Here is a 12,670-nt window from a genome sequence, read left to right on the forward strand (position 1 = left end):
GCCACCCCTCGTCCCGCACCTGGGCGGGCGCACTCCCGACATCCTGGCAGCCGGGCCTGACGTCGCCCGTCTGGTCGCCAACCCGCTGGATCACCCCGCCCACGAGGGCGAAGGACCGGCGACAGGGGGCGGGAAGGATGGCTGGGGACACGTTGGGGCTCCTACGGCCCGGACGGCGCCTCCCTGGAAGGGGTGGGGCGCGCGACGGACTGGCCCTGGCACTTAATGACGGGGAGACGGGGGAGCAAGTTTCCGCTCACCCCAATCCCATCCACCCGAGGGGCCGCGGGAGCAAGCGAGCGACCCCGAACGGGTGGGAGACGGCTTCAGGAAAGCTTCGCCAGCTGGGCCTTCACGGCCTCGGAGATGGCTCGGCCCTCGGCCTTGCCCTGAATCTTGGGGGTGAGGTTCTTCATCACCAGGCCCATGTCCTTGGAGCTCGTGGCACCCACCTCGGCGATGGAGGCCTGGACGGCGGCGGCCAGCTCGTCGGGGGTGAGCTGCTGGGGGAGGTAGCTCTGGAGGATGGCGATTTCGGCCTCTTCCTTCTCCGCCATCTCCGGCCGGTTGCCGGCCTTGAACTGCTCCACGGAGTCGCGACCCTTCTTGATGAGGCCGGCGACGACTGTCAGCACACCCGCGTCATCGAGGGCGGAGGCACCGGGCTCCACTTCCTTGTATTTGATGGCGCTCTTGATGGCCCGAATGACGGTGGTGCGCGTCTCGGTCTTGGCCCGCATCGAGTCCTTCAGGTCCGCGTCGAGCCGTTCCTTGAGGGTTGCCATATATGCGACTCCGCTGGGGTGGTGGTTCGGGGGGACTGGACGACGGGAGCCAGGGCACCTGACTGCTCGAGGGCGCCCCGGCTCTCACGCCGGCCTCGCAACTAGAACGACTTGCGGGCCTTCTTCACCGCGCGCTTCTTGGCGGCGAGGGCCTTCTTCTTCCGCTTCACGGAAGGCTTCTCGTAGTGCTCGCGCTTGCGGATCTCGGAAAGGATTCCGGCCTTTTCAGTGGCCTTCTTGAAGCGCTTGAGAGCGCTTTCAATGGATTCTCCCTCTTTCACTCGGATACCGGGCATGAGTTCACCTCCTTCCGCCATGCGTCAATGTGTGTGTACTTCAAAAGGGGAGCGGGTATGTCCCAGCGAGAGGCAAAACGCAAGGACGCAGGAGGGAAAAGCCCGGGGCGGATGCACTAGAATGTCCGCTGCGTGAGCCCTGCCCTCCTCCTGATGTTACTGCTGGCGACCGGTCAGCGTGGCGGCACCGGGACGACCGACTGCTGGAACTCCTGCCAACGGCACGTGGCGGACCGGGCCCTCCGGGGCCGCGTGTGTGGCTCCTGCCTGTCCGGGGGACGGGTCGACTCCTGGGTGGCGTCCCTGGGCACGGTCCGGCCGACTCCCCGCGACGCGCTCGCGTCTTCCCGCAAGGACGAGGACTGGCGGGTGCGGTGGGCCTCGGTGCGGGCCGAGGCGAAGGGGAAGGGGATTGCCGAGCGCCGCGTGCTCGCGGAGTGGGTGGCCAGCACGCCCACGTCGGCGGATCTGCAGGCGTGTCTCACGGCGGCACGCGCGGCCGCGGAGGCGGATCAATCCTCGGCGACCTTCCTTCGAGAGGCCGGAGCGCGGGGGCCCGAGGCGGCGGCTCGGGTATGGGCTCGCCGTGAGGCCATCCGGCAGGCGCTGGAGGTGGAGTTGTACTCGGAGGACCCGCGCGCGCGAGGGTCGGCGCTCGCCCACCTGGGGACGTTCATGGGGCGCAAGCCGGCGCGGCTGTTGCTCGATGCCACGGCGTCCAGGCCGGAGAGCACGGATGTCATTGGCGCCAGCGCGTTGAAGTCCGTGGCGCTGCGACAGCGCACCTCGGTGGGGCGCCTGTTGCTGGAGGAGGCGAAGCCCGCGGACGCGGTGCTCGTGAACCGACTCTTCGCCGTGTACTCGCGGGAATTGGAGGAGCTTCAGCCGGAGCTGACGGCGCCCGAGCCCCGTCGCCGGGATTCGGCGGTGCTGTCGTTGGGCGTCTATGGACCGCTGGCCCGCAGGGAGATGGAGCGCGCGCTGGAGGATGCGGACCCCAAGGTGCGTGGCTCCGCGGCGCGGAGGATGGCGGAAGCGGAGGGCACGTCGCTGCGCGTGGCCGCCGAGCGCCGGGTGGAGGGGCGCGACGCCGCCGTGTCCCGGCCGTGGCTGGAGGCCATGGTGCGGGAGAAGGGCTGCGCGGGCTTCTTCCTGGATGTGGCGGGCAACCCGAGGATGCCCGCGGAGCTGAGAGGCCAGGCGCTGGCGTCACTGGCGGACTGTCGCGAGAGCGAGAACGAGCGGGTGGAGACGCTTTCGCCCTATCTGCGCGACTCGCAGCCCGTGATTCGGGCCGGGGCGGTGCGCGTGCTGGGCTCGATGTCCGTCCGGAGACCCGAGGTGATGGATGCCACCACGCGTGCGCTGGAGGACGACGCGCCGGAGGTGGTGGCCGCCGCGCTGGCGGTGGTCGCGGGGCAGCGCCAGTCGACCCGGGGGGACGCGGCCGCGGAGCTGCTGGGCTCGGAGCACCCGGTGGTGCGCGCCGCCGCCGCCCGGGCGCTGGAGGCCATTGGCCGCGCCGTCCACGTGAAGGTGCTGGCGTCCTGCCTGCGCGAGGACCCGGTGCCGGATGTCCGGGTGGCCGCCGCGCTCGCGCTGGGCCGACTGGGCGGGCCGCATGCCGCCGCCGCGCTGTCCGACGCCGTGGCCCGGGACGGGGACACCCACGTCCAGCACGTGTCGCGCGAGGGATTGCGGCGGCTGGGCTTCGGGCCCTGAGCCGAACTCAGGGGCCGCTGATGGCCTTGGCGTCCGAGCGGTTCCGACCCGCGCGCTTGGCCCGGTAGAGGTACTTGTCCGCCGCGGCGATGAGGTCCTCGGGCTGGGAGAAGTCCGAGTCCAGCAACGTCGCCACGCCCAGGCTGATGGTCACCTTGATGGGCGTGCCGCCGAAGACGAAGTCCGCCTTGTCCACCGCGTACCGGCAACGCTCGGCGCAGGCGAGGGCCTGGTCCTCGGCGGACTCGCGCAGCATCAGCGCGAACTCCTCGCCTCCGTAGCGCGCCAGCAGGTCCTCGGTGCGCACGGTGTCGCTGACCCGCTGGGCGATGCGCGTCAGCACGTAGTCACCCGCCGGGTGCCCGTACGCGTCGTTGATCTTCTTGAAGTGGTCCACGTCGAACAGCACCAGCGACAGGTTCACCCGGTGGCGCAGGCAGTAGCTGAACTCCTTGCGCACCGTCTCCAGGAAGTACTTCTTGTTGTAGACGCGGGTGAGGCCGTCGCGCGTCGCCGACTCGTAGATGCTGCGCTGGTACTGCTCCTCCAGCTCGTCCTGGATGGAGAACTTGAGGACGGTGTTGGAGCCAATCTGGATCTTGTCGCCGTCGTAGAGCGGCGCGGCGTTGACCTTCAGGCCGTTGAGGTACGTGCCGTTGGTGCTCGCCAGGTCCACCACCTGGAAGCGCCCGTCGCCCAGCGCCACCACCTTGGCGTGCTTGCGCGAGATTCCGTCGTCCTCCACCTGGAACTGCGCCTCGGAGCTGCGCCCCAGCACGACCTCGGAGCGGTCCAGCTTGAACATCCGGCCGATGCCCGCCGCGGACTTGGCGCTGATGACGATCAGATAAGCGCTCTGCCGCTGGCCGTTGCCCAGCAGGTCCGAAATGGAATGGACGGAAGTTTTCTCCTCGGACATCGCGCCACCCATCTTACGGGCCGTTTTTTCATGGCGGCAAGCATGCTGCCGGCTTCCTTGCCGGCAACCCTCGCCTGGATTGGACTCACCGCGTTGGTTTGTGGCTCCGGCGACCCGGGGGTTCCACTGTCTTGCGTCCGACGGTCAGCTCCCCGGCCACCGGTGTCTGGATGAAGCGCGCGAGCGCCTCCGGAGAGCGGGGGTGATAGGCCAGTCCCTGCATCAGCTTCACCAGCGCCGCCGAGGGCGTCAGGTCCGCGCCGCCCACGGCCCCCTGGGCCAGGGCCGCCGCTCCAGATTCGTAGAGACTGAGATCCACGCCGTTGCGGTGGGCCTGACTCACCACGACGACGGGCACGCCGCGCTCCCGGGCCTGGGTGAACAGGGGCAGGAGCGAGCGCCCGAGGGCCGGGTCGATGGGGAAGTTGCCGGCCCCGTATGCCTCCAGGACGAGTCCCCGGACATGCGGAAGCAACTGCAGGGGCAGGGCGGGGTCCAGCCCGGGGTAGACCTTCAAGAGGAAGACGCGCGGATCCAGCTTCTCGTACAGGCGGAAAGGGCCCTTCGACCGCAGTCCCGGCTCGAATGTCGCGTCCACGCCCAGGGTGCCCAGCACGGGGCAGTTCGGGCTCTCGAAGGCGTCGTACTCGGAGACCTTCACCTTGCGCGTGCGGTTGCCCCGGTAGAGGTGCGAGTCGAAGCAGATGGTGACCTCGCGCGGCCCCTGCAGCGCGGACAGCACCGCGTCGATGAGGTTGAGCCGCGCATCCGAGCGGACCTCCCCCAACGGCCGCTGGGAGCCCGTCAGCACCACGGGGCAGGGCGGGTTGCGCAACATGAAGGACAGCGCGCTGGCCGTGTAGGCGAGCGTGTCCGTCCCATGGGTCACCACGGCCCCGTCGAAGTCCTTGAGCTGCTGGTGCAGGTGGGTGGCCATGCGCTGCCACAGCTCCGGCTGCATCTCCGAGCTGTCCACGTTGCTGATCAGCTGCAGCTCGATGTCCGCGAGCTGGAAGAGCTCCGGGACGCGGGCCTTGAGCGTCTTGAAGAAGGCAGCGGGGCGCAGGGCGGATGGCCGACCTCCGGCCATCCCCAGCGTGCCACCGGTATGCAGGAGCAGGACTCTGGGCATGATGGGCAAGGGTGCTTCCCTGCCAAGGCTTGCGTTGCTTTACAAGCCCCGCGAGCGTGGCTAAGACCCGCCGCGTGCTCCTCTCCTGCTGGAAGCGTGTCATTCCCCTGCTGGCCGCCGTGGCGCTGACCAGCTCGGGCTGCAAGAACCCGGAGGGCTCCGCGCCCGCCTCGAACCCGGCCCCGGCCGCCGCTCCGGCTCCCGCCGCGACTCCGCCGCCGCCCCCGGCCCCTCCGGCCGCCGCCCCGACGGACCCCGCCGCGGCCCTCTCCGGCATCCCGGGCATGGACTTCTCCTCGCTCTCCGCGGCCTCCAAGCGGGAGCTGGCCACCGTCCTGAGCGACGAGTTCTGCTACTGCGGCTGCCCGCACACCCTGGGCGCCTGCCTGAAGTCGCACAACACCTGCCGCCACGCCAAGCGCATGGCCCGCGTAGCCGCGCGCATGGTGTCCGAGGGCAGCCCCGCCACCGAGGTCATCGTCCAGCTGTCCCAGTACTACGGCGCCTTCCGTGAGCAGCGCGCCCAGTTCAAGGTGGACGACCGGATGTGCATGGGCGCTGTGTCCGCCCCGGTGACGGTCGTGGAGTTCTCCGACTTCGAGTGCCCCTACTGCGCCAAGGCCCGTCCCGTCCTGGAGGCCTTCGCGAAGAAGAATCCGGCCCAGGTGCGCTTCTGCTACCTGCCGTTCCCCCTGTCCAACCATGTCAACGCGGTGCCCGCGGCGCAGGCGGCCCTGTGGGCGAGGGATCAGGGCAAGTTCTGGCAGATGCACGACGCCCTCTTCACCCACCAGGAGAACCTCAAGCCGGAGGCGCTGCCCGCGCTGGCGAAGGGGCTGGGGCTGGACGGCGCGAAGCTTACGGCGGTGCTCAAGTCGGACGCCTACAAGCAGGAGCTGGAGGGCTTCCGCAACCAGGGCCGCGCGGCGGGCCTGTCCGGCACGCCGACCGTGTACTTCAACGGGCGCGCGCTCGACCTGAGCTTCATCCAGGAGGACCTGCTCAACCACAGCCTGGAGGATGAGCTGGAGTGGGTGAACAACAAGAACGCCTGGGCAGCCGACTGACACGGAGATGACGCAAAGGTTCCGCATCGACGCGGGGCAACTCGTCCCCGAGGATCGCCAGAGCCCCTCTCCATTGACGGGGCGCTCGGGGACGTACGCGCTGATGCCCACGTCCCCGGACCTGCTCGTCTTCTCCCGGGGCCCGAGCGAGGGTGGCACCATCGCCGCGCCGCGCGTGGTGCTCTCCGGTGACGCGGGCGGCTTCCCGCTGTCGGACCTGATGGCCTTCCTCAGCCAGTCGCGGTGGAGCGGCATCATCCGCGTCCACTCCCCTGGCGGCGAGCGCTCCGTCACCTTCCGGGACGGCGAGGTGCGCGGCGCCTCGTCGGACGACCCCGCGGACCGGCTGGGCGAGGTGCTGGTGCGTCTGGGCTACGTGGACCGCACGCAGGTGGAAGCCGCGCTCAAGGGCCAGCCCCCGTCCAAGGTGGGCCGCGCCCTGGTGGAGAAGGGCTTCCTGCAGGCGCACGACCTCTTCAAGTGCGTCACGCATCAGGTGAGCGAGATCTTCCACGCCATCGTCCTGTGTCGGGAGGGGAGCTTCTTCCTCATCGACCAGCCGGTGGATGAGAAGGCGAGCCACTCCATCCAGCTCTCCACCCAGAGCCTGTTGATGGACAGCATCCGGAAGATCGACGAGATGGCGCACTTCCGGAAGCGCATCCCCCATGGCCGGCTGTATGTGGCGCGCAAGCGTGCCTCGGATGGGAAGCTGGAGGAGGATGAGGACCGGGTGCTGGGGCTGCTCGACGGCCGGCGCACCATCCTGGAGCTGGGCCACGCCGCCCGCCTGTCCGAGTTCGACATCACCAAGGTCGTCTTCCGGTTGCTGGAAGGCGGCTTCGCGTCGCTGACGGACAAGCCGCTGCTCGTGCCCGCCGGCCCCGTGCCGACGGTGGGGCCCACCGGGGCCCAGACTCCGGCCACGCCCGTGCCCGCGGGCCCAGGGCGTCCGGTCGCGAGCGCCGCTCCGGCGGTGGATCCTCGCCCCGTGGCGCGCGTGTTCAACTTCATCTTCCGGGAGATTCGCGACGAGGTGGCCAAGCAGGGCATGGACCGCGAGTTCATCGCCGCCGCCAACGCCGCGCTCTCCGGACAGGCCTTGTCGTCCTCTCCCGTGCTGGAGGGCCTGGCCTTCCAGTCGGATGGGAGCCTGGCCGAGCCCCGGTTGATGGATGCCTTCGAGCGGCACCGCGCCCAACTGGGCAGCGAGCCGCTGGCGTCCTTCAAACAGGCGCTCAGTGACGTGATGTTCTTTTTGCTGTTCCAGGCCGGTGAGCTTCTGGAGTCGCGCGCGGACGAGGACCTCGCCCGTCGCGTGAAGGAGCTGCTGGCGACGCTCGAGGGGCCGTGACGACGGATTCGGATTGGCCGCGGTTGACGGCGGATGTGCCTGGTTGTGGTGGTGCCTTCAAGCTGGTTCCCGAAGACTTCGAGGTCGAGGAGCTTCCCGCCTACCAACCGTCGGGCGAGGGAGAGCACCTCTACCTGTGGCTGGAGAAGCGCGGCCGGGACACGCGCGAGGTGGTGCGGGCGCTGGCCTCGTCGCTGGGCGTGTCCGAGGACGACATCGGCGTGGCGGGGATGAAGGACCGGCAGGCCGTCACGCGGCAGTTGCTCTCGGTGCCCGCGCGCGCGGAAGCGCGACTGGGGGAGTTCGCGCTGGAGGGCGTGCAGGTGCTGTGGTCGAAGCGGCACGGCAACAAGCTGCGCACCGGCCACCTGCGGGGGAATCGCTTCAAGCTGCGCCTGCGGGGCGTGCGTGACGTGGAGGCCGCGCGAGAGTGCTTCTCGCGACTGTCCGCGGGCGGTGTTCCCAACTACTTCGGCGAGCAGCGCTTCGGCCGTGCGGGAGACAACGCGGACCTGGGCCGGTTGCTGGTGCTGGGGCAGCGGCTTCCGAAGCGGCCCGAGCGCTTCCAGCGCAAGCTGTACCTCTCCGCCTTCCAGTCGCGCATCTTCAACCGGGCGCTCGCCGAGCGCGTGCGTTCCGGCACGCTGTCCACAGCGCTGCTCGGTGACGTGCTGCGGAAGGAAGAGACGGGCGGCCTCTTCGTGTGCGAGGCGCCGGATGTGGATGGTCCGCGCGTCGCGTCGTTCGAGGTGAGCCCCGCCGGGCCGTTGTTCGGCCCGAAGATGACGGCCGCCACCGGAGCGGTGGGCGAGTTCGAGGCGAGCCTGCTGGTGGGAGAGGGCGTCACGCCGGATGACTTCAAGCGGGGTGGGGGCGAGACGGAAGGAGGGCGCAGGCCATATCGCGTCCGCCTGGGCTCGCCCGAGCTGACGCCGGAGGGCGAAGACCTGTGGCTCGCGTTCGAACTGCCCCGGGGCGCGTACGCCACCGAGGTCCTCCACGAGCTGCTGAAGGACGACTGACGTCCTCTCGCTGGGGTGATGCCCTGGCGCGAGGCCTGATGGGGCGCGCCCGCGCGGGCCCTTTCGTCCGCGACTCCTCTGGGATGTTGCGCTCGCGTGCGTGACTTCCAGGGCAGCGGATGCGCTGAAAAGCAACGCGCCCTCGGGCTCTGTTCCCGGAGGCGCTGACCGTGCATGCCCCGGCCTTGGGGGCTGCGTACGCGGGACACCCGTCGCGTACACCGTGTGCGGCGAGCGTGAATGCCCCGGCCTTGGGGGCTGCGTACGCGGGACACCTGTCGCGTGCACCGTGTGCGGCGAGCGTGCATGCCCCGGCCTTGGGGTGGGGGACCGCCTGCTGCGTGACTTCGGCCGGGCGGAGAGAGGCCCGGCGTGAAGCCCTGGCGGGCCGCTCGCCCGTGCGTGCTGTCGAGGACACCCCACGCGCTGAAAAGCGAAGCGCCTCCTCGGGACGAAAGCCCGGGAGGCGCTGGTCCTGCTTGCCCCGGCCTTGAGGTGGCCGGGGCGGGGCTGCCTACTGCGTGACGATGTTGAACTCCGTGCGGCGGTTCTGCGCACGGCCCGCCTTGGTGGTGTTCGGCCCGATGGGACGCGTCTCGCCGAAGCCCACCGCCTCCATGCGGCCCGGGTCGATGCCCTTGCGCAGCAGCTGCGCCATCACCGCGTCGGCGCGCTTCTGCGACAGCTTCAGGTTCGACTCATCCTTGCCGAGCGAGTCCGTGTGGCCCTCGATGCGGACCTTCTGGATCCAGGGCGCATCCCTCAAGGCCGATGCCACGTCCTCGAGGATGGCGGTGCTCTGCTTGCCGATGATCTTCGCGGAGCCGGACCCGAAGAGGATCTGCTTCTTGATTTCAATCCGGTCCTTCTTGATGACGACGTTCTTGTACTGCTTCGGGCAGCCGCGCTCTTCCTTCGTGCCAGGCGCATCCACGCACGCATCGAGTCGGTCCACCACGCCGTCATTGTCCGTGTCCTTGTCCGCGCAGCCGCTGTTCTCCGGCGGACCCGCCTCGGTCGGGCACTTGTCCTGCGCATCCGCCAGGCCGTCCGCGTCGTTGTCCAGGTCCGGGCAGCCGTCCTCATCCTGGAAGCCGTCCTTGTCCTCGGGCTCGTCGGGGCACTTGTCCTGCCCGTCGTTGACGCCGTCGCCGTCCTTGTCCGGGCAGCCCATGTTCTGCATGGAGCCCGTCTCGTTGGGGCACTTGTCCTGGGCGTCGACGATGCCGTCGTTGTCGTTGTCCAGGTCCGGGCAGCCGTCCTCGTCCTGGAACCCGTCCTTGTCCTCGGCCTGGTCCACGCACTTGTCCAGCGGGTCGACGATGCCGTCGCCGTCGCGGTCCTTCGGCGCCTCGGCCGGGCAGCCCTGGTTGTCGGCGACTCCCGCCAGCACCGGGCACTTGTCGTTGGCGTCGAGCACGCCGTCGTTGTCGTTGTCCGCGTCGGGGCAGCCGTCCTCGTCCTGGAAGCCGTCCGTGTCCTCGGCCTGGTCGGGGCAGGGGTCGTCCTTGTCCAGCACGCCGTCCCCGTCGCTGTCCGTCTCCTCGATGCGGACCACCACCTGGGGCTGCTGCGGCTTGGTCTCCGTGGGCTGCTGCGGCTGTTGCGGCGCCTCCGGGCGCTCACGCACCAGCACCTGGCGCGGACCGCAGTTCTTCGACAGCTCCAACGCCCGGTCCACCGCCGTGTCGGCGACGCGGACGTGCGAGGCGGCGCGGCCGCTGTTGCCCTGGCTCAGCTCACCCTTGGCGAAGTCGAGGTAGGCCTCGGCGGTGGCCAATTCCACTGGGGCGCAGCGCAAGGCGCCGCTGCGGCGGGCCCGCTCGACATCCGCGGCGAGCACCTGGGTGTCCGCGCGAATCTTGCTGCCGCTCACACAGCCGGCGACCAGGAGGAGGGACAGCAGCGCTGCAAGGGAGGGACGCGTCATCGGGAGCGCTCGGTGCGTCACGGGTTCGGGGTCCGTTCGCCAGTGCCAGTGTCGGAATCGCTGCCAGCCACGGACATCGCCTTCTCGCGGGCTTCATTGGCGAAGCGGGAGGCCTTCACCGCGAAATCCACACCGGCTTGATAGTCGGAGTAGCCAACCTCCTCGCGAGCCTTCTCCAGATACAGGTTGGCGGCGGTCCACTCGTACGGGGCCAACTTGTCGGCCCCGGCCGTGCGCGCTGCCTGAATCTGGACTTCGGCGTCGAGGATGTTCGCGGTGGACTTCACGGGGCCGCACGCGGTGAGCGCCCCCGCCACCGCCACCAGCACCGTCAGGTTCTTCATAGGGTGGCGCCTCTAGAGGAGGGAAAGAGGCATCGGTCGTATCAATCGCCTCTTGGGGGGTCAAGAATCGGGCATACCCCGTTGAGGAGGGGGGCCGGCCGGCGCCTGGGACTTTGACGACCGGCGCCACCCTTGCCATCGTCCCCCTCCCGTGCGCCCGTCCGTCCTCTCCGCCCGCTTCCTGGTGTTGCTCGCGCTGCTCCTACCCCCCCTGGCCCTGTCCGCCCAGGCCTCCGCCGCCAAGCGCGGCGAGCGCCGTGCCGAGACGGAAAAGGTCATCCAGACCGTCATCCAGGGAGGAGCCGTCCCCGCCGCCGTCTCCCGGCTGCGCTACCTGCGCGAGGAGCCCTATGCCGCCGACCTCATCAACGAATCCATGCGCCGGGTGCTGGAGGAGCGGGTCCGCCGCAACCTCGTCGCGGTGCTGGCGGGACTGGACACGCGTTCCGCGGAGCCGGCCCTGGTCCGCTTCGCCGGCGACGGCGACAGCACGGTGCGTATGTACGCCGCGCAGGGCCTGGCCCGGCTGAAGAGCCGCAACGTCCAGGTGCTGCTGCCGCTGCTGGATGACAAGAGCAGTGGCGTTCGCCGGGACGCGGCCCGGGCCCTGGGCGCCTCGCGCAACCCGAAGATGGGCAAGGCGCTGATGGCGGCCGCCAAGCAGGAGCAGGAGCTGGAGGTGCGCGCCATCATGCTGGCCGCCGCGGGTGAGACGGGCGACGCCAAGCAGGTGAAGCCCCTCAAGGAGTACCTGACCAACGACTCGGAGAGCACCCGCTTCGCGGCGGCGCGCGGCCTGTGCCGCCTGGGTTCGCCCGAGGGCTTCGCCTTCGCCAACAAGCTGCTCGGCGCGCAGGACCGCTTCGTGCGCCGGCAGGGGCTGGAGCTGTTCGAGGGAGTCGCCGCCAAGAAGGCCACCCCCGCGCTCAAGCCGCTGCTGGAGGACAAGGACCGGGGCCTGGCCGCCGGCGCCGCGCGCATCCTCTACCAGGGCGGAGACAGCGCCATGCTGGACTGGCTGGTGCTGGCCTCGTGGAACGCCAAGGGCGAAGAGAAGCTGTCGTACGAGAAGGAACTGGAGACGCTCCAGCTCCAGGATGACCGGCGCAAGGCCATCCTCCGAAGGGCGGGCGTGGCGCAATGACGTGGGCGGTGGTGCTGGCCGCGGCGCTCGCCACCCAGGCGACCCCGGCCTCCTCGACGAAGGCCTCCGCCACGCCCGGCGCGGCGCGGATTCTCGACTCCGGCTCGGCGGCGGCCCAGGCGGCCACGGCCACCCCCGCGCGCCCCAACGGCTGGACGGGCATGGACGCGAGCGCCTTCGCCGCCCTGGTGTCGGAGGCGTCCAACGCGCCGTTGACCGAGCGGCTGCTGTCCATGAGCCAGCGCTTCGTCAACACGCCCTACGTCCTGTCTCCTCTGGGAGAAGGCGCGGGCGTCGATCCTGATCCAACGTTCCGCCTGGACGCGGTGGACTGCCTCACCTTCGTCGAGCAGTCCCTGGCGCTGGGGCTCGCGCGCACGGAGCCGGAGGTCGCGCCGCTGCTCGAGCACATCCGCTACGCCCAGGCCCCGGCCTATGAGGACCGCAACCACATCATGGAAGCGCAGTGGCTGCCCAACAACATCCGCAAGGGCTTCCTGCGCGACGTGACGCGGCGCTTCGGGGGCGAGGACGCGGTGGCCGTCACGAAGACGCTGACGCCCGTGACCTGGCAGTCCCGCTCGTCCCAGGCGCTCCAGCTCCCCAAGGCGCGTCAGCCGGTGGGCACCTTCGCGATGAACATGATTCCGCTGGAGCGGGTGATGGAGCATGCGCGCTCCATCCCCTCCGGCACCATCCTCGTGGTGCTGCGCGAGGACCTTCCGCTGAAGGCCACCCGCGTGACGCACCTGGGCTTCGTGGTGCAGCGCAAGGGCCGCACCTACCTGCGCCATGCCTCGCGCGGGGGCTACAACCGCGTCGTGGACGAAGACTTGGAGACCTTCCTCGGCCGCAACTCCCGCTATGCGAAGTGGAAGGTCACCGGGGTGAGCCTCTTCGAGGCCCGCCGTCCGGAGTCCTCCGCGCCCGGCGCCGTCGTCCGCTCACCCTGATG

The 12,670-nt window shown here is 70.0% G+C and carries 12 protein-coding genes; 6 read left to right on the plus strand and 6 right to left on the minus strand.

Features of this window, described 5'->3' with window-relative positions:
* Nucleotides 1-326: 326 nt before the first annotated feature.
* A complete protein-coding gene (locus tag HUA74_RS03455) occupies nucleotides 327-785 on the minus strand; it encodes a GatB/YqeY domain-containing protein (protein WP_141644121.1) in 459 nt (152 codons plus the stop codon).
* 101 nt (nucleotides 786-886) lie between these two features.
* Nucleotides 887-1,081: a 30S ribosomal protein S21 gene (gene rpsU, locus HUA74_RS03460; RefSeq protein ID WP_002614080.1), complete on the minus strand. Its 195-nt coding sequence runs from the start codon at nucleotides 1,079-1,081 to the stop codon at nucleotides 887-889.
* 153 nt (nucleotides 1,082-1,234) lie between these two features.
* Between rpsU and HUA74_RS03465 the strand changes: the two genes are divergently transcribed.
* Complete coding sequence (locus HUA74_RS03465; protein WP_141644132.1) at nucleotides 1,235-2,803, plus strand: HEAT repeat domain-containing protein; 1,569 nt, start codon at nucleotides 1,235-1,237, stop codon at nucleotides 2,801-2,803.
* A 7-nt stretch (nucleotides 2,804-2,810) separates the two neighbouring features.
* Here the strand turns inward: HUA74_RS03465 and HUA74_RS03470 are convergent, their stop codons facing one another.
* Together HUA74_RS03470 and HUA74_RS03475 are read right to left on the minus strand one after the other, a co-directional pair.
* Nucleotides 2,811-3,722, minus strand: coding sequence for a GGDEF domain-containing protein (locus HUA74_RS03470; RefSeq protein ID WP_141644120.1), 912 nt, complete (start codon nucleotides 3,720-3,722; stop codon nucleotides 2,811-2,813).
* Between the two features lie 85 nt (nucleotides 3,723-3,807).
* Nucleotides 3,808-4,854, minus strand: coding sequence for an asparaginase (locus tag HUA74_RS03475; RefSeq protein ID WP_141644119.1), 1,047 nt, complete (start codon nucleotides 4,852-4,854; stop codon nucleotides 3,808-3,810).
* 56 nt (nucleotides 4,855-4,910) lie between these two features.
* Here HUA74_RS03475 and HUA74_RS03480 point away from each other — a divergent pair, with 56 nt between their 5' ends.
* The 3 genes from HUA74_RS03480 to truD are packed head-to-tail and all read left to right on the plus strand — an operon-like array spanning nucleotide 4,911 to nucleotide 8,297.
* Nucleotides 4,911-5,921 (plus strand): DsbA family protein, encoded by a 1,011-nt coding sequence (locus HUA74_RS03480; RefSeq protein ID WP_371817187.1) that lies wholly within the window; start codon nucleotides 4,911-4,913, stop codon nucleotides 5,919-5,921.
* 7 nt (nucleotides 5,922-5,928) lie between these two features.
* Nucleotides 5,929-7,275 (plus strand): DUF4388 domain-containing protein, encoded by a 1,347-nt coding sequence (locus HUA74_RS03485; protein WP_141644118.1) that lies wholly within the window; start codon nucleotides 5,929-5,931, stop codon nucleotides 7,273-7,275.
* The gene (gene truD, locus HUA74_RS03490) at nucleotides 7,272-8,297 is read left to right on the plus strand and encodes a tRNA pseudouridine(13) synthase TruD (RefSeq protein WP_141644117.1); all 1,026 of its coding nucleotides are present in this window, start codon (nucleotides 7,272-7,274) and stop codon (nucleotides 8,295-8,297) included. The genes HUA74_RS03485 and truD overlap by 4 nt, the downstream gene beginning before the upstream one ends.
* A 514-nt stretch (nucleotides 8,298-8,811) precedes the next feature.
* Here the strand turns inward: truD and HUA74_RS03495 are convergent.
* The gene (locus HUA74_RS03495; RefSeq protein ID WP_174453407.1) at nucleotides 8,812-10,227 is read right to left on the minus strand and encodes an OmpA family protein; all 1,416 of its coding nucleotides are present in this window, start codon (nucleotides 10,225-10,227) and stop codon (nucleotides 8,812-8,814) included.
* Nucleotides 10,228-10,244: 17 nt separating this feature from the next.
* Nucleotides 10,245-10,571 (minus strand): DUF4398 domain-containing protein, encoded by a 327-nt coding sequence (locus HUA74_RS03500; RefSeq protein WP_141644115.1) that lies wholly within the window; start codon nucleotides 10,569-10,571, stop codon nucleotides 10,245-10,247.
* 151 nt (nucleotides 10,572-10,722) lie between these two features.
* Between HUA74_RS03500 and HUA74_RS03505 the strand changes: the two genes are divergently transcribed.
* Entirely contained in the window at nucleotides 10,723-11,715 is a 993-nt protein-coding gene (locus HUA74_RS03505) for a HEAT repeat domain-containing protein (RefSeq protein WP_141644114.1), read from the plus strand.
* Nucleotides 11,712-12,668 (plus strand): N-acetylmuramoyl-L-alanine amidase-like domain-containing protein, encoded by a 957-nt coding sequence (locus HUA74_RS03510; RefSeq protein WP_174453408.1) that lies wholly within the window; start codon nucleotides 11,712-11,714, stop codon nucleotides 12,666-12,668. The genes HUA74_RS03505 and HUA74_RS03510 overlap by 4 nt, the downstream gene beginning before the upstream one ends.
* The last annotated feature ends 2 nt before the right edge of the window (nucleotides 12,669-12,670 follow it).

This window comes from Myxococcus sp. CA051A, assembly GCF_013336705.1.
Taxonomy (GTDB): Bacteria; Myxococcota; Myxococcia; order Myxococcales; family Myxococcaceae; genus Myxococcus; species Myxococcus llanfairpwllgwyngyllgogerychwyrndrobwllllantysiliogogogochensis.